The sequence below is a fragment of the Mycobacterium shigaense genome, from assembly GCF_002356315.1.
Taxonomy (GTDB): Bacteria; Actinomycetota; Actinomycetes; order Mycobacteriales; family Mycobacteriaceae; genus Mycobacterium; species Mycobacterium shigaense.
The window spans coordinates 238,681-258,352 of sequence record NZ_AP018164.1; the positions used below are offsets into that span (position 1 = coordinate 238,681).

Consider the following 19,672-nt stretch of genomic DNA (forward strand, 5'->3'; position numbering starts at 1 on the left):
CGCTGGCCGGTGTGCGCGTGATCGATTTGACGGCGATGGTGATGGGGCCGTACTGCACGCAGATCATGGCCGACATGGGCGCCGATGTGATCAAAGTCGAACCCCCACAGGGGGATAACACGCGGTACATCTCGGTGGGTCCGGCACCGGGCATGAGCGGGGTGTTCGTCAACGTCAACCGAGGCAAGCGTGGCATCGTGCTGGACCTGCGCACCGACGCCGGTGCGGCCGCGTTACTCACGCTGGTCGAGACGGCCGACGTGTTCATCCACTCGATGCGCGCCAAGGCCATTGCGAAGCTCGGCTTCGGTTATGACGAAGTCGCCGCGATCAACCCCGCGATCGTGTACACCAATTGTTACGGATACGGACGACGCGGACCCGATCACGACCGCCCCGCCTACGACGACACCATCCAGGCCGAGTGCGGATTGCCCGCGGTGCAAGAGCAATTGACCGGAGAGGCCGATTACGTCGGCACCATCATGGCCGACAAGGTCGCCGGGCTGACGGCGCTGTACGCGACGACGATGGCGCTGTTCCACCGGGAGCGCACCGGACAGGGACAAGAGGTCGAGGTCGCCATGTTCGAGACCATGGCCTCGTTCATGCTCGTCGAACACGCCAGCGGCGCCATTTTCGACCCCCCGCTCGGGCCCGCGGTGTATCCGCGCACCGTGGCGCCCAACCGCCGCCCCTACCGGACCAGCGACGGTCACATCTCCGCGTTGATCTACAACGACAAGCATTGGAACGCGTTCATGAAGGCCGTACAGCCGCCGTGGGCCAGCGATTTGTACGCGACGCTGGAACAACGTGCCCGCCAGATCGACACCGTCTACAGCCTGGTGGCCGAGACGATGAAGGAGCGGTCCACCGCGGAGTGGCTGGACCTGCTGCGCCAACTCGAGATACCGGCCGCGCCGCTGAACACGCCCGGCGCGCTCTTCGACGATCCGCATCTGGCCGCCGTCGGCATGTTCGAGACGGTGGACACCCCGCACGGGCCGGTGCGCTTCCCGGGCGTGCCCACCTGGTTTTCCCGGACGCCGGGACGTGTCGCGGGGCCGGCGCCGGAACTAGGCGCCCACACCGAGGAGGTGCTCGCCGAAATCAGTCGGGACAGCATCAACCCAAACACGCGGCCGGAGCGTGATTTTGCCGCGGCCCGCGAGGGAAAGGAACTTTGAGCATGGCCGTGCCCGTCTACAAACGCATCCTCGACCTGTTCGAGGCCGAGGGCGTCAATACCCTGTTCGGCATCCCGGACCCGAACTTCGTGCACATGTTCGCCGAGGCCGACGCTCGCGGCTGGTCGGTGGTCGCCCCGCATCACGAACTGAGTGCGGGATTCATGGCGGAGGCGGCGTCGCGCATGACGGGCAAGCCCGGACTGTGCATCGGCACGCTCGGCCCGGGCATGGCCAACATCGCCGGAGCGATGCAGTGCGCACTCGTGGAGAACTCGCCGGTGATCTTCCTCGGCGGGCAGCGCGCCCGCATCACCGAACGCCGGGTGCGGCGCGGGCGCATCCAATTCGTGCAGCAGGAGCCTCTTTTCGCCGCATCGGTGAAGTACAGCAGCTCGATCGAATACGCCGACCAGACCGACGAGATCATCCACGAGGCCATCCGCCGGGCCTTGTCCGGCACCCCGGGTCCCGCCTACGTCGAGTTCCCGTCGCATGTCATCCTCGAGGAGCTCGACGTACCGGACCCGTTGCCGCCCAACCGGTACCGGCTGGTCGACCAGGGCGCCGGCACCCGCGAGGTGGCCGAGGCCGTCCAGCTGATCCGCGAGGCCAAGAGCCCGATTCTGTTGGTCGGCCACGGCGTGCACACCTCCCGCACCCAACAACAGGTCAGGGAGCTGGCCGAGCTGATGGCCTGCCCGGTGATCCAGACCTCCGGCGGCACCTCGTTCATCCCGGGCTTGCAGGAGCGGACCTTCCCGTACCTGTTCTCGCCGGCCGCCAACGAGGCCGTCGAGGAGTCCGACCTGTGCGTGGCGCTCGGCACCGAACTGGGTGAACCCATGCACTACGGCCGGACTCAGCATTGGGCCGGCAACGACGCCAACCGCAAGTGGGTGTACGTCGAGCAGGACCCGGCCGCCATCGGCGTCAACCGCCAGTTCGACGTGGCACTGGTCGGCGATCTGCGCGGAGTGGTGCCGCAGCTGGTCTCCGCACTCAGGGATTCGCCGCGTCAACCCGCACCCGCGCTGCGGCTGCTGATCGACAAGGATGCGAAAGAGCGTGCGGACGTGGCGGAATCGGCTCCGTCCGGACGCTCGCCGATCCACCCGGCGCGCTACGTCGTCGAAGCGACCAAGGCGCTCAACGAACTCGAGGATCCCATCCTGGTGCGCGACGGCGGTGCGACGGTGATCTTCCAATGGACCTACTCACAGTCCAAGCCGCGCGACGTCATCTGGAACCAGAACTTCGGCCACCTCGGCACCGGGCTGCCGTACGCGGTCGGAGCCTCGGTCGCCGAGGGCGGAAAGCGCCCGGTGATGCTGCTGACCAGCGATTCGGCATTCCTCTTCCACATCGCCGAGTTGGAAACCGCTGCGCGGCAGAACCTTCCGCTGGTGTGTGTGGTGGGCGTCGACCACCAGTGGGGCCTGGAAGTGGGCGTGTACAAACGCACTTTCGCCCAGCCGTCTCCGCAGCCGGGTGTGCACTGGAGCAAGGACGTCCGGATGGACAAGATCGCCGAAGGCTTCGGTTGCCACGGTGAGTACGTCGAGAAGGAATCCGAGATCGGCCTGGCGATCGCCCGCGCCTACGCCAGCGGCAAAGTCGGCGTGGTCCATGTCTGCATCGATCCGAAGGCCAACTCCGAGGAGATGCCCAAGTACGACCGATTCCGGACCTGGTATGCCGAAGGAACGCAGTAGGAAAAGGATGAGCTGATGCGCGAATACCTCAAGTTCTACATCGACGGAAAGTGGGTTGATCCGTTGCAGCCCAATCCCTTCGACGTGGATAACCCCGCGACCGAGCAGGTGTCCGGGAAGATCTCGCTGGGCTCGGCGGCCGACGTCGACGTGGCTGTCAAGGCCGCCCGGCGCGCTTTCGCCGGCTGGTCGCAGAGCACCCGCGAAGAGCGCTTGGACCTGTTGCAGGCCATCCTCGCCGAATACCAGAAGCGGGCGGGCGATATCGCCGCCGCGATCACCGAGGAAATGGGCGCGCCGCCCTCGCTGGCCGCGGGGCCGCAGGTCTTTCTCGGGATCGGGCACCTGACGACGGCCATCGACGCCCTGAAGAACTTCCCGTTCTCCGAGCAGCGCGGGGAGACGCTGATCGCCAAGGAGCCGATCGGTGTCTGCGGTCTGATCACGCCGTGGAACTGGCCGATCAACCAGGTTGCGGTCAAGGTCTACCCGGCGCTGGCGACCGGCTGCACCGTCGTCCTGAAACCGTCTGAGGTGGCGCCGTATTCGCCGTATCTCTTCGCCGAGGTGCTCGATGCGGCGGGCGTGCCCGCCGGGGTGTTCAACCTGGTCAACGGTGACGGCGCGGGCGTGGGCGTGGCCCTGGCGACCCATCCCGACATCGACATGGTGTCGTTCACCGGCTCCACGCGCGCCGGCATCGAGGTGGCCAAGCTTGCCGCCCCGACGGTCAAGCGGGTGACCCAGGAGCTCGGTGGCAAGAGCCCCAACATCGTCCTGGACGACAGTGGCTTCACCGAGAGCGTGACCGCCGGCGTGGCCAACATGATGCCCAACTCAGGGCAGAGCTGTAATGCGCCGTCGCGGATGCTGGTTCCGAATTCGCGGATGGACGAGGCGATTACCATCGCGCGTGCGGTGGCAGAGGAGGTCCGGGTGGGTAAGGCCGACGACAAGACGGCGATCGGCCCGGTGGCGTCCAAGACGCAGTTCGACAAGGTTCAGGGCCTGATCCAGAAGGGCATCGACGAGGGCGCGACCGTCGTGGTGGGGGGCCCGGGCCGGCCGGCGGGGCTGGTGCAGGGTTACTACGTAAAGCCGACCGTCTTCGCGCATGTCACCAACGACATGACGATCGCGCGCGAGGAGATCTTCGGGCCGGTGCTGTGTATCCTCGGCTACGACGACCTGGACCAGGCCGTCGAGATCGCCAACGACACCGAATACGGCCTCGCCGGGTACGTTTCGGGAGCCGACCTGGACAAGGCCCGCGAGGTGGCCCGCAAGATCCGCGCGGGCTGGGTGACGATCAACCACGCCTTCGACATGAACGCGCCGTTCGGCGGCTACAAGCGCAGCGGCAACGGCCGCGAATGGAGCGCGTTCGCCTTCGAGGAGTACCTGGAAGTGAAGAGCACCCTGGGCTACGCACCCAGCAGCGCCTGAAGCTCGAGCCGAAATCCGCACGCATCGCAGCGGAAAACCGTTGCGTGTCCTCCACTGAATCACGCCCGCCCGCCTCTAGGCTGGCTTGCTGAAATCAAGAGGAGGGGCAGCGACGTATCGGCAGCAACTATGGCGCCGTGCGACACGACGGGCAGGGCGCTCGAACAGCGGGCACTGAACCGGGCGGGGCGCATCCCGCACCGGCCTCTTCTGCTCGGCAGCGCGGCTGGGTCGACCCGGTGCGCCGCGCCGGCCGGCTCGCGATCTGGGACAAGCCCGAGCGCCCCGGTGGCATCCCCGCGCTCGACGGGCTGCGCGCACTAGCCGTCGCCCTGGTGCTCGCCGACCACGGCGGCATCGCCGGCATGAGCGGTGGGTTCCTCGGCGTCGACGTGTTCTTCGTCCTGTCCGGATTCCTCATCACCTCGCTGCTGCTCGACGAGCTGGGCCGCAGCGGCCGTATCAGCCTGACCGGGTTCTGGATTCGCCGCGCCCGCCGCTTGTTGCCGGCGCTGGTGCTCATGGTGCTCGCCGTGGGCGCGGCCCGTGAACTGCTGCCGGCGCAGTCGCTCAACGGGTTACGCGACGATGCGCTCGCCGCGTTTCTGTGGGTGGCGAACTGGCGGTTCGTCGCGCAGCACACCGACTACTTCACGCAGGGCGCCCCGCCGTCGCCGCTGCAGCACGCCTGGTCGCTCGGGGTCGAGGAGCAGTACTATTTCGTCTGGCCAATGCTGCTGATCGGCGTGACCCTGCTGCTTGCGTGGCGCGCCAAGCGCTACTTCCAGCGGGCCACCGTGGGCGACGTTCGATTCGCCATCTTCCTGATCGCCACGGTAGGCGCGTTGGCGTCCGCGGCCGCCGCCATCGTCTTCGTCTCCGACCGCACGCGGGACCGGATCTATTTCGGCACCGACACCCGCGTGCAGGCGTTGCTGGTCGGCTCGGCGGCGGCGGCCCTGCTGGTGCGGGACTGGCCGTCGCTCAACCGCGGCTGGTGCTTGATCCGCAGCCGCTGGGGACGGCGGCTCGCCCGCGCGCTGCCGATCGTCGGACTGGCCGGCCTGGCCGCGGCGACGCACTGGGCGACGGGCAGCGCCGGCGACTTCCGGCACGGCCTGCTGATCGAGGTTGCGATCGCGGCCGTCCTCGTCGTCGCGCCGGTCGCCCTCGAGCAGCGCGGCCTGGTGGCCCGCGCGCTGGCCCTGCCTCCGCTGGTGTGGCTTGGGGCCATCTCCTACGGCATCTACCTATGGCACTGGCCAATCTTCCTGGCGCTCAATGGCGAACTCACCCGGTGGAGCGGGCTGCCGCTGTTCGCGGCCCGATGCGGGGCCACCCTGGTGGTGTCCGCGGCCTCGTACTGGCTGATCGAGCAACCCATCCGGCGCTGGCGACCCGCCCGGGTGGCGTTGCTGCCGCTGGCAGCTGCAACGGTGGCCTCGGCCGCTGCGGTGACGTTGCTGGTCATCCCGGTGGGCACCGGCACCGGCCTGCATGAGGCCGGCCTGCCGCCCGGGATATCGGCGGTCGCGGCGGTCTCCCCGGCGCAGCCGGGCGGCAGCCGCCCGGTCGGGCCGCGGGATCCCAACCGGCCGTTCACGGTTTCGGTGTTCGGTGATTCGATCGGCTGGACCTGGATGCACTACCTGCCGCCCACACCGGGATTCGCGTTCCTCGACCACACGGTGATCGGCTGCAGCCTGGTGCGCGGAACTCCGTACCGCTACCTCGGCCAGACCCTCGAGCAAAGATCGGAGTGCGACGGCTGGCCGATCAGATGGGCGGCCCAGGTCAGCCAGGACCAGCCGGACGTCGCGCTGCTGGTCATCGGCCGCTGGGAAACCGTCGATCGGGTCAACGAGGGGCAGTGGACGCACATCGGCGATCCCACGTTCGACGCCTACCTCAACGGCGAGCTGCAGCGAGCCCTGAACATCGTGAGCGCCAACGGTGTTCGCGTGGTGGTGGCCAGTGTGCCCTACAGCCGCGGCGGCGAGAAGCCGGACGGCCGCCTGTATCCGGAGGACCAGCCGGACCGAGTCAATCAGTGGAACACCATGCTGCGCAACACCGTTGCGCAACACCCGGGCGTGCAGATCCTGGACCTCAACAAAAAGCTATGCCCCGACGGTGTCTACACCGCCAAGGTCGACGGCATCAAGGTGCGCAGCGACGGCGTCCATCTGACCCCCGAGGGGGTGCGATGGCTGACGCCGTGGCTCGAGGAGTCGCTGCGTTAGGCGTCAATCCCCGGTGCGGCAGCTGATTTCCATGCTGTCGGCGTCGCGGACGAGGAAATTGAAGCTCACGTAGCCGCTATCCTGGTTGCGCACTCGATCCAGATACGGCGCCATGTCAGCCGAGCTGGCGTTGTCCGCGATGACCAACGCGCCGGTGGACAGGCGGGGCTCCAACAGCTCGATCACGGGCAGGTACAAATCCTTCCAACCGTCCAGCAGCACGAAATCAATTGCGCCGTCAACGCTTTCCAGCGTGGTCAGCGCGTCGCCTTCCAGGATGGTGATCACGTCGTCCAGGCCCGTCTCGGCGAACGTCTTCTTCGCCGCCGCGATCTTGGTCTCACTGAGCTCGGTGGTGACCACCCGCCCGGAGCCGTTGTCGCGCACCCCGGCCGCCAGATGCAGGGCGGAGATACCGAAGGACATGCCGAATTCGACGATGGTGGCGGGGCGGGTGGCCCGCACCAGCGAGTACAGCAGCCGGCCGGCGTCCGGCGTCACCGGGATGTAGAAGTCGCTCATCGCCTCGGCGCGCTCCCGCGTGGTCATCGGGCGATTGAAATCACGGCCCCGCTCGTGCAACTGCGACATCTGCTCTTTCGATGCGGTGTACATCCGGTCCAGCACGGTCGCGACGCGGGGGTCTTGCAAGGTAGTCGACATATTTTCGAGGATAGGCCCCGCAAACTAAGGCACGCTCAGTGGCCGAACTGGTGAGGGTGAGCCCGATCACGCCGACGTAACGGGAGCGGTAAGCCGTTTGACGTGCGGCGGGTCGCGGTGCGAACATGGTTGGGCAAGCACCTCGGTAGGTGAGGCGTCTGCATGGATACAGGCCACTGACCCCGAACGTCGAGAGACGCCCCGGGTCAGGACAGCTCTTCCCGGACCGAAGGGTCGAGCCCAAGTGGCTTCTGGAATTACTCCAGATACGCCGTGCAGTGCCAAAGCTCCGACGAGAGGGGTGCGAGCGGTGGCATTTCCGCTGCTCCTCCGCGCCTCTTCTCAGACAGGTGAGGTAGCGACACCCGCGTGTGTCCCGGCCGCGAGGAGGTGAGGACGAGATGAGTCCCGGCGATAGTCCCTATCCGAAATCTGTCTTATCCCGATCCGGTCGCGGCATTCCTTCTGGCACCTGAACTTTCGCGGGTACGCCGCGGGGTGACGCGAGCCGATCGGATCTCCGAGAGGGAAAGATCATGGCTTTTGTTGTCACACATCACGTTTCCGGCATGAACGGGTTGCGCGGAAGGTCGATGCTGCGTGCGGGCCGACTGCTGTTGGGGAAGTTGTGCGCACGGACCGCGCTGACTCCGCAAGAGCGGGCCAACCTGTATGTATCGCGGATGCCGATTGCGGTGGTCACCGCATCGCTTGGTGGACATTCGCCCGATGCCGTCGATCACCGTCGGTAGTTCGTTTGCACTCAGCGGCGCGCGGCGACGCGACGCGCGCCGCTGAGTGCCCGCCGGAACAACACCGTCCGCAGCCACCCGTCAACTCGAGTTAGTGAGAACCCAAATGACTTCATTGCTACCTGGAAGCACTCCCCACGAGGCGGTGGGGCAGGCCGTCTTGGACCCGGCGCACACCGGCGATATCGTCGGCGCGTTCGGCCGCATCCGCCGCGACGGCGACGGCGCCTTCACCGGCCGCCTTCGGCGACTACGGACGCTGCTGGTCATCACCGGCCCGGGGTTGATCGTGATGGTCGGCGACAACGACGCGGGCGGTGTCGCGACCTACACACAAGCCGGGCAGAACTACGGCATGGCGTTGCTGTGGACGTTGGCGCTGCTGATCCCGGTCCTTTACGTGAACCAGGAGATGGTGTTGCGCTTGGGTGCGGTCAGCCGGGTCGGCCACGCGCGCCTCATCTTCGAGCGCTTCGGCAAGTTCTGGGGCGCCTTCAGCCTCGCTGACCTGTTGATCGTCAACGCGTTGACGATTGTCACCGAATTCATCGGTGTCGCAATGTCACTCGGATTCCTGGGTTGCCCCAAAGTTGTTGCGGTCCCGGCCGCCGCCGTGCTGCTGTTCGCTGTTGTCGCGGGCGGATCGTTTCGGCGCTGGGAAGCTTTGATGTTCCTGCTGATCGCGGTGAACGTGCTGTTCATCCCGATGGTCCTGCTGGTCCACCCCTCCCTGACGGGAACCGCCGCCGGTCTGGTACCGCAGTTCCCGGGCGGGATGAATTCCACCGTGTTGTTGTTGACCGTCGCGATCGTGGGCACCACGGTGGCGCCGTGGCAGTTGTTCTTCCAGCAGTCCAACGTCGTCGACAAGCGCATCACGGCTCGTTGGATTCCCTACGGGAGAGCCGATTTGGTCATCGGGATTATTGTTGTCACGGTGGGTGCGACGGCCCTGATGGCGGTGAGCGCCTTCGGGTTGGCCGGCACCGCTGATGCCGGCAACTTCACCGATGCCGGTGCGGTGGCGACCGGGCTGTCCCACCACCTCGGCAGCACGGTGGGTGTCTTGTTCGCCGTCATCTTGCTGGACGCATCGTTGATCGGGGCCAATGCCGTCGGACTGGCGACCACATATGCCATCGGCGACGCGATGGGCAAGCGGCACTCGCTGCACTGGAAGGTCACCGAGGCCCCGCTGTTCTACGGTGGATACGCGGTGATTCTCGCCGTCTCGGCTGGTGTCGCTTTCAGCCCGGACCACATTCTGGGGCTGGTGACTCAAGGTGTGCAGGCACTGGCCGGGGTCTTGCTGCCGTCGGCGACGGTCTTTCTGGTGCTGCTCTGCAACGACCGCGCCATCCTGGGACCGTGGGTAAACACGTTGCGACAGAACATCGTTGCTTGGATAATCGTGTGGTCTTTGGTGCTGTTGTCGCTGGCGCTGACGGCTACGACGCTCTTCAGCAACCTGTCCACCGCCGTCATCGAAGCAGGGTTCGCGGCTGGCGCCGCACTCGGAATCGTCGGCGGCGCTGCCGCCATCGTGGCGGCTCGGCGCTACAACGACCGATGCGAGGCACGCGTCGTGGCAGCAGAACTCGGCGGAGGGCTGAACCCCAAGGACGTCGATGAGATCGACGACGTCCCGTCGCTCACGCGTGCCGAACGCCGGGCGGTCCTCCGGCAGGACCGCAACACGTGGCAGACACCCAACCTGGCGACCCTGGAACGGCCGACGATGTCGCCGATTCGCCGGGCGGGTCTGTTGACACTGCGTGGCTATCTGGTCCTGGCCGTCGTATTCGTCGTGATCAAGGTCGTCGAGGTTGCCTTAGCCGTGCACGCTGGATGATCCTGACCCGTTGGGCAGCAGGACGATTTTGCCGTGCGTGTGCCGCTTTTCGAGCTCCTCGAAGGCGTCGGCAACCCGGTCCAGCGGATAGGTCGCCGCGATGTCGAACTCGAGGGCACCGGAAGCGATCAGCTCGGCGATCTCGGCGAGCACTTCCCGCGTCGACGCATCGGTGCTGCCCTCCGTCTTGGCGCCGACCTCGGCCGCCTTCGCGAACGAGATGATGGTGTCGATCCGCTGCGGTGCTACACCGAGGTCGACGGCCACCTGGATGTAGTCGGGGCCGAACAGGTCGATGAACGCATCGATTCCGTTCGGCGCGGCCGCCCGCAGCCGGTCGGCCAGCCCGTCCCCGTAGGGGATCGGCGTGACGCTGCGCGCTCGCAGCCAGTCGGCGTTGCCCGGCCCGGCGATGCCCAGCACCCGCGCCTGGCGCAGGGTCAGCAGTTGCACTACCAGGCTGCCGACGCCGCCGGCGGCAGCCGACACGGCGACCGTCTCGCCGGGCCGGGGGTCGACCGCGCGGACGGCGGCGTAAGCCGTCGCGCCGACGACATACAGCGAACCCGCCGCTGCCCAACTCAATTGGGCAGGTTTGCGGATCAATTGCTGCACCGGGACGACGGCGTGGGTGGCATGGCTGGACCGCTGGAAACTGAACCCCAGCACCTCGTCGCCGACCGCGAAATCCCCGACCCCGGGTCCCACCGCCGTGACGACGCCGGCCAAGTCGCTGCCTTCGCCCGACGGGAACGTGGCGGGGAACAAATCGTGCAGCGCGCCCGAGCGGATGGCGGCCTCGCCGGGGTTGATCGCGGCGGCGCGCACCTCGACGACCACCTCGTCGGCTCCGGGGCGCGGCATGTCGATGTCGGCCACATACAACACGTTCCGATCGCCGTACCGGTCGAACCGCACCGCGCGTGCCGTTGCCGTGGCCATCTCGATCTCCCTATCCCTCGAATCCAACCCGTTGCCGGCTACACCGGGCGCGTATCTTCGTATCCGCTGGCCTTTTCCACGGAAGGAATGCCCATGCACAGTGCCCAAAAACCCGTCGCCGGCCGGGCGGTCGTCGCCATTGTGATGGCTGCAGCGGCTGCCGCCGGCTGCGCCAACAGCGGCAAAGCCCCGTCGTCGACCCCCGCCCCGCTTCCCGGCCCGGGCGCGATGACCGGCCCGTCACCCGCACAGGCCACCGACTACAGCGGGTTGCTGATCAAGCCGAACGACCTGGGTGCGGATTTCGTCGCGGCGCAGCCGCCGGTGCTCAACCCGAACAACACCTCCGGTGTTTCGCAGTTCTTCATCAACGCCGACAAGAGCCGCCGGGTCGGCGACAGCATCCAGATCGTCGCCGATCCCGCCACGGCGGTGGTCGGCGTCGACAACACCAAGACGAACTATGGGGGCAAGGTCAGCGGCGCCTGGCAACCGGTCGACGTCGGCTCGAACGGGGTCATCATTTCGGGTGTGTCGCCGGATAATTCCCAATCGATGACGGTGTTGCTGTTCACCGAGGGCAGGGCGTTGGTCGACCTGGAATTCGATGGGGCTCCCGATGATCCGATCGACCCCGCCGTGGCGACGGATATCGGCCGCAAACAAGACGCCGCGATCAAGAGCGGATTGCACAGCTAGCCTGGGAGTTCAGATCAGGCCCAGCAGCCGCAGATCCGCGACGTACTTGTCGATCAATGCCGCCGAGAGGTTTGGAATATCTTTGTCCGCACCAATTTTGGCTTCCCGCACCGCCGCCCGGAACGCATCCGTGGGAGCCGGCGCGCCACGCAGCGGTCGCTCCGGCCTGCGGTAGGCGTTGAGCAAGGGCAGCACCGACAGCTGACGCTGCTTCTCCGGTAGGGCCCGTAGCGCGGTCTCGAAGCGCGCGAGCCATTCGTCATGGTCGTCGATACGCCGGATGTCGTGACCGGCCTCGATCAGCCAATCCACGAACACATCCAGTGAGATGCCGTCGTCGTGCGGATTCATCACGTCGAATGACCGGTAGCTCGCCGTCGTCTCGACGCAGGTGGCCGTCTGCTCGCCGAGTGTGGTGACCGATTCGGCGACGAACTCCGCTGGCAGACCGTCGAAATGCGCGATCGCGCGGTGGCCCTGGGCGTCGGTCTGGTAGAACGAGAACGGCGCGATGCCCGTCGCCAGCAGGCTGATGATCAAGCGGGTGAACATGTCCGGCACGTTCAACTGCCCCGCGTAGCGGCTGTGGGCAAGGATCAGGTCGGACCTGAACACCGCGACCGGCAGGCCGCACAGGTCGTTCGCCTCGCGCAGCAGCACCTCGCCGGCCCACTTGCTGTTGCCGTACCCGTTGGCATAACTGTCGTCGATGGGCCGGACCGGGCTGATCGCGCGGATGTCGCCGTCCTCGGTGAACCTGGCCGGATCGACCGACATGGCCACCGAGACCGTCGACAAGTAGGTGATCGGCTTGATGCGCGTGGTGATGGCCAGCCGGATCAGCTCGGCGGTGCCGACGACGTTGGGGCCGAACAACTGGTCGTAGGGCAAGACGTGGTTGACCAGGGCCGCGGGATGGACGATGAGGTCCACCCGCTGCGCCAGTTTATCCCAGACTGCTTGATCCAGACCAAGATTCGGCTCACCGATATCGCCGACGATGATCTCCAGGTGTGCGGCAGCCAGATCGCGGAACTGCTCCAGTAGTTGCGGATCCCCGCTGTCGAAGACGCCCTCGAGCCGGCGCGCGGCGGCGTCCGGGTCGGCGCCGCGCACGATCGTGACGAGCTTGCCCCCGCTCTCGGCCAGCCGCTGCAGCCACTCGAGCGCCAAGAACCGCCCCAGATAGCCGTTGGCGCCGGTCAACAAAACCGTGTGTGGTGTGCCGGTCACCCGCGGCAGGTTGGGGGACTCGGCCAAGGTTTTGGCGTCGATGAACTTGTCCAGCGTCAGGTCGGCCGCGCGAACCTGTGTCGCGCCGCGCCCGTGCACGGTGGCGAAGGTGGGCCGCTTGGATCCCGAGCGGCGTTCAGCCTCAACGTAATCAGCGATCTGTCGCAGGCTCGACGCCGGGCTGATGATCTGACCGACCGGCACCTCCACGTCGAAGAGGTCGTAGAGCAGGTTGGAGTAGGTCAGCGCAGACAACGAGTCCCCGCCGAGTTCGAGGAACTGCGCATCCGGTTGCGGCGGACCGCCGGGCAGGCCCAGCAGCGATTGGGCGGCGCGCGTGAGCGTGTCGATCACCGGACGGTCGGCGGCGCCGTCGCGCAGCGCGCGCAGGTCGGCCGAGCGGCTGGCCGACAGCTCGGCGTAGCGTGCCTCGAGCTGCTCGCCGTAGTGCTCCTTGAGCTTGGGCCGCAACAGCTTTCCCACGCTCGACAGCAGCCCGTTTTCCTCGCTGAACGGCTCGTCCTCCACGAGGAAGTCGGCGGGTATCTCGTACGATTGCAGCTCAGCCTGATTGGCCGTCTGGCGCAGCGATTCGCTGAGCACCGCTCTGAGTGCATCGCCGGCGAACTTGTTCCGCGCCTCGTCGGTCGGGACCACGACGGCCAACAAGTAAGGGCGCTCGCTATTGCCGTACAGGAAGATCTGCCGGACCAGGGCGGCGGTGGAGAACACGGCTTCCAGCCGCGCGACGGCGACGAATTCGCCCTGCGCCAGCTTCAACACGTTGTTGCGCCGGTCGACGTACTTGACGTGGTCGGGCCCGAGCTCGGCCATCACGTCGCCGGTGCGGTAGTAGCCGTCGTCGTCGAACGCGGCCGCGGTGACGTCGGGGCGTTTGAAATACCCGGGGAAAGCCGTCTCCGACTTCACCAGCAGCTCGCCCCGCGGAAATGGCTTGTCGGTCAGGAAATAACCCAGCTCGGGAACGTCGACCAATTTGTAGTCGATGACGGGCGGCCGTGCCATCACGCCGTCCCTGGCGACCATCAGCAGCTCGGTCAGGCCGTACCCGTCGAAGACATTGACGTCCAGGCAAGCCTCGATGAAGTTCTTCATCTCGGCCGCCAGCGGCGCCGTGGTGGAGAAGCTCTTGACGATGCGGCCACCCAGAATATGCTCGCGCAGTTCGGTTTTGGCCTCGGCGTCGGCTTCCGCGGGATCGGCGCCCTCGAAGACGAGACGGTCGACCGCGCTCTGATAACGCTGGTAGAGCATCTCGGCAACCCGAGGCACCATGCCCAGGTCGGTGGGACGCACCAGGTTCCAGTCCTCGAACAGCGTGGACAGGTCGCTTTCCGGGACGAAATAGCTGGTCCCCCCGGACTGGAACGCCGTCGCCAGCGGAATGCGCCCGCCGACGTGATTCAGCGGCATGAAGTTCACGTTGAACACCGGGATGTCGGCGAAGTCGGGTTGCAGCTCGGCGGTCCACCACTTGGCGACCATTCGTTCGGTTTGCATGGCGCCCTTGGGCAATCCGGTGCTTCCCGAGGTGTAGAGGATCATGGCCAGCCGCTCATCGGTATCGCCGGTAAACATCGGCTGGGCCGGCAGCGCCCGACCGCGTCGAACCAACTCGTCGAAAATCTCGATGGTCACCGCCATGCCGGCGTCGGCCAGCCGCGCCCGCGCCCGCGCCAGGCTTTCGCGTTGCTCGTCGACCTGCGGTTCGTAATCGAAGACCACCAGCCGCCGCAGCGAGGAGCTGCCCAGGGCCGCGTCGACGGCCAAATCGAGATACCCTGCGCCCGAGGCAATTACCCGGGGCTCGACCTCGGCGATGATCGGCTGCAACCGCGATGCTGCGGCACTCTGCTGCAAGGGGACCGCCACCAGGCCGAGGTAACCGCAGGCCAGGTCGAGGGTCAGATACTCCGGGCTGGCGAAACCGACGGTGGCGACGAAATCGCCCGGCGTCAGGGGATCGGCCACGTCCTGCGCCCACGCCGCCGCCACCGCGCGGACGTTGGCCCACAGATCGCGGTAGGTGATGGTGTCGAACCGCGGCAGCAACCGCGCGGCGGTGCGGCCCGTCGCCGGATCGGTCACCAGCGAACGCGCCCGCCACCCCAGCGCCGGGCGATCGGCGTATCCCTGGACGAACATCTCGAGGATCTGCGGCAGCCGCAGACCGGGCCGGCGGGCCGCCTCTTGCAGGGAAAGGTCAGGTTTGGCGTTGCGGAACTGTTCGTCGTCTGCCTGCAACCGGCCGATTCGCTCGGCCGCCCTGGCCCGGGCCGTCGGGAACGTGTCGGGATTGGCGTCGTCGATGAGTTTCGCAACCTCAGTCATGGCCGGCCTCTCGTTCGGGTGACTCCCTAAACGGAACTTGCCGTCTGCCCGGAGTCTTCCATCAGGCCGGTGTGACTGCCGCCACACACCTGTCGAGAGGCCGGGCCCGCGATGCGGGTTCGCATGTCAGGGCCGTTGAGAGCGCCGGCACAACAGCCGTTGTCAGGCCACGACCTCGATGGGATCGCCGACGTTGACCTGGTTGAAATACCAGGCGGCATTGTCCGGGCTCAGGTTGATGCACCCGTGACTGACGTTGGAGTGGCCCTGCGAGTCGACCGACCACGGCGCCGAATGCACGTAGACGCCGCTCCAGGTCACCCGGACCGCGTATTGAGCGGTGATCTTGTATCCCTCGGGGGAGCTCAGCGGGATGCCGATGGTCCGCGAATCCATCACGACGCTGCGCTGCTTCTCCAGGGCGGTGAAGTTGCCGATCGGTGTCGGACGACTGGGTTTGCCCATCGATGCCGGCATGGTCCGCAGTACCTCGCCGTTGCGGCTGGCGGTGAAGGTGTGTCCGGAGATGCTGGCGACGCCGAGGAACTGGTCACCGACATCAAAGCCCGTCGTCAGCTCCTGCACGCCCACCGCGACGTGGCTGTGAGCGGGCCAGTAGTGATTCGGAATCCACTGCACGACATTGTTCTCGGGCCACTCGAAATGGCCGGTCATGTTGCCGGGCGAGCTGACCCGGATGGTGCGTTCGGCCCCGGCGCGATCGGTCACCGGCGCGGTGAATGTCACGACGACGGGATGCGCGACGCCCACCACGGCACCATCCGCGGGCAAAACCGAGGCGACGGTGGGAGCCGATTGGGGTAGTGCGACCGAGGCGCCGCTGGGCGCGGGCGATGCTACGGTGGTTCCGGCGATGCCCAAGCCCGTGATCGCGGCCAGCACAGCCAGATAACGAACCCCTCGACGCATGGCGCCCGCCCTTCGGGATGGTGCGATTACTACGACGATATCGTACTGGCTGTCTCGGCATCAGGGGTTTTGGGCAAACGTGGGATTCCCGCTCGCGGTGACGATTCGATCTCGGTTTGAGGTCGATCCCAGCACTGGCCGGTGGACAGGGAGCGGGTTGAGGTGACGCAAGGCGACCGGTATACCCGCCCGCTGGCGGAATCGGCGGCATTGCTGCTGATCGACGTGCAGCGCGATTTTCTGGACGCACCGGGCGGGCAGGCGGCGATGCCCGTCGCGGGCACGCATGCGGTGATCCCGGCAATCGCGAAGCTGGCCACCGCGTTCCGGCGGCGGGGGCTGCCCATCGTCCACATCGTCCGGCTGCATCGACCGGACGGGTCGAACGTCGACCTGGTCCGGCGGCAGTCGATCGAGCAGGGGGCTCGCATCGCGCTGCCGGGCAGCCCGGGGTCACAGATCGCCGCCGAATTGCTACCCGCAGAAATCGAACTGGATTATGAGCTGCTGCTGTCCGGCGGCCTGCAACAAATCGGCCCAGCAGAGCACGTCTTGTACAAGTCGCGTTGGGGCGCCTTCTACGACACCGGACTTGAGCGACACCTGCGTGAGAGTGGCAGCAGCACTCTGGTTTTCGCGGGCTGCAATTTTCCCAACTGTCCGCGGACGTCGATCTACGAGGCCTCCGAACGTGATTTCCGGGTCGTGCTGGTCTCGGATGCGGTGTCGGGGGTCTACGAGCGGGGAATCGGCGAATGTTCCGCCATCGGGGTGGCGGTCCTCGACACAGCGCGGACGCTGGATTGGCTGGCCTGATGGCGGCACGCTAGCCTCAGCGAAATCGGTGCGGGCCAGACCGAGGAGGTGCGGTGCTCTTCCGACAATTGGAGTACTTTGTCGCGGTTGCCCAGGAGCGCCACTTCGCGCGAGCCGCGGAGAAGTGCTACGTGTCGCAACCCGCCCTGTCCGCCGCGATCGCCAAACTGGAACGCGAGCTGAACGTCACGCTGATCAACCGCGGCCACAGCTTCGAGGGTCTGACCCCCGAAGGCGATCGGTTGGTCGTGTGGGCCAAGCGGATCCTGGCCGAGCACGACGCGTTCAAGGCCGAGGTGGACGCGGTGCGTTCCGGAATCGCCGGAACCCTGCGGCTGGGCACCGTTCCCGCCGCGTCGACGACGGTGTCGCTGCTGCTGTGGGCATTCTGCTCGGCGCACCCCCTGGCGAAGGTTCAGATCAGCTCCCGGCTGGCTTCCACCGAACTCCTTCGCCGCCTGCGCGAGTTCGAGCTGGACGCCGCGATCGTGCACATTGCCCCGGACGACGCCGACGACGTCGAGATGACACCGCTTTACCAGGAGCGCTATGTGCTGCTGTCGTCGGCGGAGATGTTGCCCGCCGGCGGCTCGACGTTGACCTGGCCGGAAGCCGCGCAGCTGCCGCTGGCACTGCTCACGCCGGACATGCGCAACCGGCAGATCATCGACGAAGCCTTCGCCGCGCACGCGATCACCATCGAGCCCCAGGTCCAAACCGACTCTGTGGCTTCGCTTTTCGCCCAGGTGGCCACGGGCAACTGGGCGTGCATCGTCCCGCATACCTGGCTGTGGGCGTCGCGGCCCAGGGCCGACATCCGCGCGGTCGAGATGGTCGATCCGGTTATCAAATCCGAAGTCGCGCTCGCGACCAGCCGCGTCGGGCCGGGATCGCCGATCGCCCGCGCGCTCATCGCATCCGCCCGGCAGCTGGCGCTGAACGAGTTCTTCGACGCCCAGCTGACCGACGTCACGCATCGGCGCTGACCGCGGCGGGAGACGCGGTCGCCGCGCTGGCCGGGTTGAGGCCTGCCAGATGTCCGCTCTCCACGCCGGCCGCCGGGTCGAGCTCACAGTCGACGATCGACGGCCCGCCCGAGGCGACCGCTTCGGCCAGCGCCGCGCGCAGCTCGGACGGCGTCGAGACGTGATATCCCTTGCCGCCGAACGCCTCTGCGATCAACTCGTGACGGGCCCGTGCGTTGAGCACGGTGGGTGCCGGGTCATCCCCGGTTGTCGCCTCGTCGCCGCGGTAGACACCGCCGTTGTTGAGGATGACGACGGTCACCGGCAACTGGTAGCGGCAGATCGTCTCTATCTCCATGCCGGAGAAGCCGAAGGCGCTGTCACCCTCGATCGCGACGACCGGCCTGCCGGTCTCGACGGCGGCCGCGATGGCATAACCCATGCCGATACCCATGACGCCCCAGGTCCCGGTGTCGAGCCGGTGTCGCGGCAACTGCATTTCGATCACGTTGCGGGCCAAATCGAGTGCGTTGGCTCCCTCGTTGACCACGTATATGTCCGGATTGTCCTGCAACACGGCATGAATAGCGCCGAGTGCGTTGTAAAACCGCATGGGGTAAGGGTCTTCGTCCAGCCGTTCGCGCATCTTGGCGTCGTTGCGTGCCCTGCGCTCGGCCAGCTCGTCGGTCCACTGCGCGGACACCGCGATCGGACGGGCGCCCAGGCCGTCGCAGAGCGCCGACAGCACCGACCCGATGTCGCCGACCAACGGCGCAAAGATCGGCTGGTTGCTGTCGAACTCCGTGGGCGCGATGTCGACTTGCACGAATTTCGCATCGGCGGACCACTGCGGTGACTCCCCGTGGCCGAGCAGCCAGTTCAGCCGGGCGCCGACCAGCAACACCGCGTCGGCGCGGGCGATCGCCAGCGAGCGCGCCGCCGCGGCGGACTGCGGGTGGCAGTCCGGCAGCAGGCCCTTCGCCATCGACATCGGCAGATACGGAATCCCGGTGGACTCAACGAATTTCCGGATCACGCCGTCGGCCTGCGCGTAGGCTGCGCCCTTGCCGAGCACGATCAGCGGTCGCTGCGCGCCCGCGAGCACTTCGAGTGCCCGATCGACCGCCTCGGGCGCCGGCAACTGTCGCGGAGCCGGGTCGACCACCCGCCAGACGGTGTCCGCCGCGGCGGACACATCCATGGCCTGGCCCAGTACGGCGCCGGGGATGTCGAGGTACACGCCCCCGGGACGTCCGGAGACCGCGGTGCGAATCGCGCGGGCGACGCCCCGGCCGATGTCCTCCACCCGGGTGATCCGGTAGGCCGCCTTCGCGAACGGCCGTGCGGCCTCCAGCTGATCGAGGTCCTGGTAGTCGCCGCGCTGCAAGTCGACCAGCGCGCGATTGCTCGATCCGGAAATCTGGATCATCGGGAAGCAGTTCGTGGTGGCGTTGGCCAGCGCGGGCAGGCCGTTGAGGAACCCGGGTCCGGAGGTCGTGAGGCAGATGCCGGGACGCTGGGTGAGAAACCCGGCGGCCGCGGCCGCGTTGCCGGCGGAGGCCTCTTGCCGGAAACCGATGTAACGAAGTCCGGACGCCTGTGCGACGCGGGCCAGGTCGGTGATCGGGATGCCGACGATCCCGTAGATGGTGTGGACGCCGTTGGCCTTCAAGGCATCCACCACCAGGTGAAAACCATCGGTCAGTGTGGTCATGTGCCGACTCCTCGTGTGTCTGTGCCTGTCACCCGTCACTGTGGCCCGGGTGTCCCGCCGGTGTCCAAGACCGAACCGCTATGCACCGATCCACGCTGATTATCGACCACCGGCGGCCGCGGGGAGCCGACTCGATAGCTGCCGATTATCGATCGTGAGC

At 66.9% G+C, this 19,672-nt stretch carries 14 protein-coding genes and 1 riboswitch; of the genes, 9 read left to right on the top strand and 5 right to left on the bottom strand.

Going from position 1 to position 19,672, the window contains the following annotated elements; genetic code table 11:
• The first annotated feature begins 2 nt into the window (after positions 1 to 2).
• From MSG_RS01145 to MSG_RS01160, 4 genes are all read left to right on the top strand, one after another.
• Positions 3 to 1,190 (top strand): CaiB/BaiF CoA transferase family protein, encoded by a 1,188-nt coding sequence (locus MSG_RS01145; RefSeq protein WP_096443890.1) that lies wholly within the window; start codon positions 3 to 5, stop codon positions 1,188 to 1,190.
• A 2-nt stretch (positions 1,191 to 1,192) separates the two neighbouring features.
• Positions 1,193 to 2,905, top strand: a complete 1,713-nt coding sequence (locus MSG_RS01150; RefSeq protein ID WP_096436370.1) for a thiamine pyrophosphate-binding protein — start codon at positions 1,193 to 1,195, stop codon at positions 2,903 to 2,905.
• A gap of 15 nt (positions 2,906 to 2,920) precedes the next feature.
• On the top strand, positions 2,921 to 4,351 hold the full coding sequence (locus MSG_RS01155) for an aldehyde dehydrogenase family protein (RefSeq protein ID WP_096436372.1): 1,431 nt from the start codon (positions 2,921 to 2,923) through the stop codon (positions 4,349 to 4,351).
• A 239-nt stretch (positions 4,352 to 4,590) separates the two neighbouring features.
• The gene (locus tag MSG_RS01160) at positions 4,591 to 6,594 is read left to right on the top strand and encodes an acyltransferase family protein (protein ID WP_096436374.1); all 2,004 of its coding nucleotides are present in this window, start codon (positions 4,591 to 4,593) and stop codon (positions 6,592 to 6,594) included.
• Between the two features lie 3 nt (positions 6,595 to 6,597).
• Here the strand turns inward: MSG_RS01160 and MSG_RS01165 are convergent, their stop codons facing one another.
• Positions 6,598 to 7,257 (bottom strand): O-methyltransferase, encoded by a 660-nt coding sequence (locus tag MSG_RS01165; RefSeq protein ID WP_096436376.1) that lies wholly within the window; start codon positions 7,255 to 7,257, stop codon positions 6,598 to 6,600.
• Between the two features lie 134 nt (positions 7,258 to 7,391).
• A riboswitch (M-box (ykoK) riboswitch) is annotated at positions 7,392 to 7,565 on the top strand.
• 228 nt (positions 7,566 to 7,793) lie between these two features.
• Here MSG_RS01165 and MSG_RS01170 point away from each other — a divergent pair.
• Both MSG_RS01170 and MSG_RS01175 read left to right on the top strand, forming a co-directional pair.
• Positions 7,794 to 8,009, top strand: a complete 216-nt coding sequence (locus tag MSG_RS01170) for a hypothetical protein (protein WP_142404494.1) — start codon at positions 7,794 to 7,796, stop codon at positions 8,007 to 8,009.
• 106 nt (positions 8,010 to 8,115) lie between these two features.
• Entirely contained in the window at positions 8,116 to 9,861 is a 1,746-nt protein-coding gene (locus MSG_RS01175; RefSeq protein ID WP_096436380.1) for an NRAMP family divalent metal transporter, read from the top strand.
• Here the strand turns inward: MSG_RS01175 and MSG_RS01180 are convergent.
• On the bottom strand, positions 9,841 to 10,803 hold the full coding sequence (locus tag MSG_RS01180) for an NADP-dependent oxidoreductase (protein WP_096436382.1): 963 nt from the start codon (positions 10,801 to 10,803) through the stop codon (positions 9,841 to 9,843). The two genes, MSG_RS01175 and MSG_RS01180, sit on opposite strands and share 21 nt — an antisense overlap.
• A 93-nt stretch (positions 10,804 to 10,896) precedes the next feature.
• On the opposite strand from MSG_RS01180, the gene MSG_RS01185 reads away from it, so the two are divergent.
• Positions 10,897 to 11,502, top strand: a complete 606-nt coding sequence (locus MSG_RS01185) for a hypothetical protein (protein WP_096436384.1) — start codon at positions 10,897 to 10,899, stop codon at positions 11,500 to 11,502.
• 9 nt (positions 11,503 to 11,511) lie between these two features.
• Here MSG_RS01185 and car read toward each other — a convergent pair whose 3' ends face one another.
• Positions 11,512 to 15,087 carry a carboxylic acid reductase gene (car, locus tag MSG_RS01190; RefSeq protein WP_170063130.1) on the bottom strand — a complete coding sequence of 1,192 codons (3,576 nt, stop codon included), beginning with the start codon at positions 15,085 to 15,087 and terminating at the stop codon, positions 11,512 to 11,514.
• A 162-nt stretch (positions 15,088 to 15,249) separates the two neighbouring features.
• Positions 15,250 to 16,017, bottom strand: coding sequence for a L,D-transpeptidase (locus MSG_RS01195; RefSeq protein ID WP_096436386.1), 768 nt, complete (start codon positions 16,015 to 16,017; stop codon positions 15,250 to 15,252).
• A gap of 162 nt (positions 16,018 to 16,179) precedes the next feature.
• Between MSG_RS01195 and MSG_RS01200 the strand changes: the two genes are divergently transcribed.
• Both MSG_RS01200 and MSG_RS01205 read left to right on the top strand, forming a co-directional pair.
• Positions 16,180 to 16,833, top strand: a complete 654-nt coding sequence (locus MSG_RS01200) for a cysteine hydrolase family protein (RefSeq protein WP_096443894.1) — start codon at positions 16,180 to 16,182, stop codon at positions 16,831 to 16,833.
• Positions 16,834 to 16,886: 53 nt separating this feature from the next.
• Complete coding sequence (locus MSG_RS01205; RefSeq protein ID WP_096436388.1) at positions 16,887 to 17,819, top strand: LysR family transcriptional regulator; 933 nt, start codon at positions 16,887 to 16,889, stop codon at positions 17,817 to 17,819.
• On the opposite strand, the gene oxc is transcribed toward MSG_RS01205, so the two are convergent.
• Positions 17,803 to 19,551, bottom strand: a complete 1,749-nt coding sequence (oxc, locus tag MSG_RS01210) for an oxalyl-CoA decarboxylase (RefSeq protein ID WP_258173955.1) — start codon at positions 19,549 to 19,551, stop codon at positions 17,803 to 17,805. The genes MSG_RS01205 and oxc overlap by 17 nt on opposite strands.
• Positions 19,552 to 19,672 lie beyond the last annotated feature (121 nt).

What these genes read in the sequence shown, in the direction of transcription:
- MSG_RS01150 (WP_096436370.1), top strand. Translation starts at nt 1,193, where the DNA reads ATGGCCGTGCCCGTCTACAAACGCATCCTCGACCTGTTCGAGGCCGAG.
- MSG_RS01155 (WP_096436372.1), top strand. Translation starts at nt 2,921, where the DNA reads ATGCGCGAATACCTCAAGTTCTACATCGACGGAAAGTGGGTTGATCCG.
- MSG_RS01165 (WP_096436376.1), bottom strand. Translation starts at nt 7,257, where the DNA reads ATGTCGACTACCTTGCAAGACCCCCGCGTCGCGACCGTGCTGGACCGG.
- MSG_RS01170 (WP_142404494.1), top strand. Translation starts at nt 7,794, where the DNA reads ATGGCTTTTGTTGTCACACATCACGTTTCCGGCATGAACGGGTTGCGC.
- MSG_RS01175 (WP_096436380.1), top strand. Translation starts at nt 8,116, where the DNA reads ATGACTTCATTGCTACCTGGAAGCACTCCCCACGAGGCGGTGGGGCAG.
- MSG_RS01180 (WP_096436382.1), bottom strand. Translation starts at nt 10,803, where the DNA reads ATGGCCACGGCAACGGCACGCGCGGTGCGGTTCGACCGGTACGGCGAT.
- MSG_RS01185 (WP_096436384.1), top strand. Translation starts at nt 10,897, where the DNA reads ATGCACAGTGCCCAAAAACCCGTCGCCGGCCGGGCGGTCGTCGCCATT.
- car (WP_170063130.1), bottom strand. Translation starts at nt 15,087, where the DNA reads ATGACTGAGGTTGCGAAACTCATCGACGACGCCAATCCCGACACGTTC.
- MSG_RS01195 (WP_096436386.1), bottom strand. Translation starts at nt 16,017, where the DNA reads ATGCGTCGAGGGGTTCGTTATCTGGCTGTGCTGGCCGCGATCACGGGC.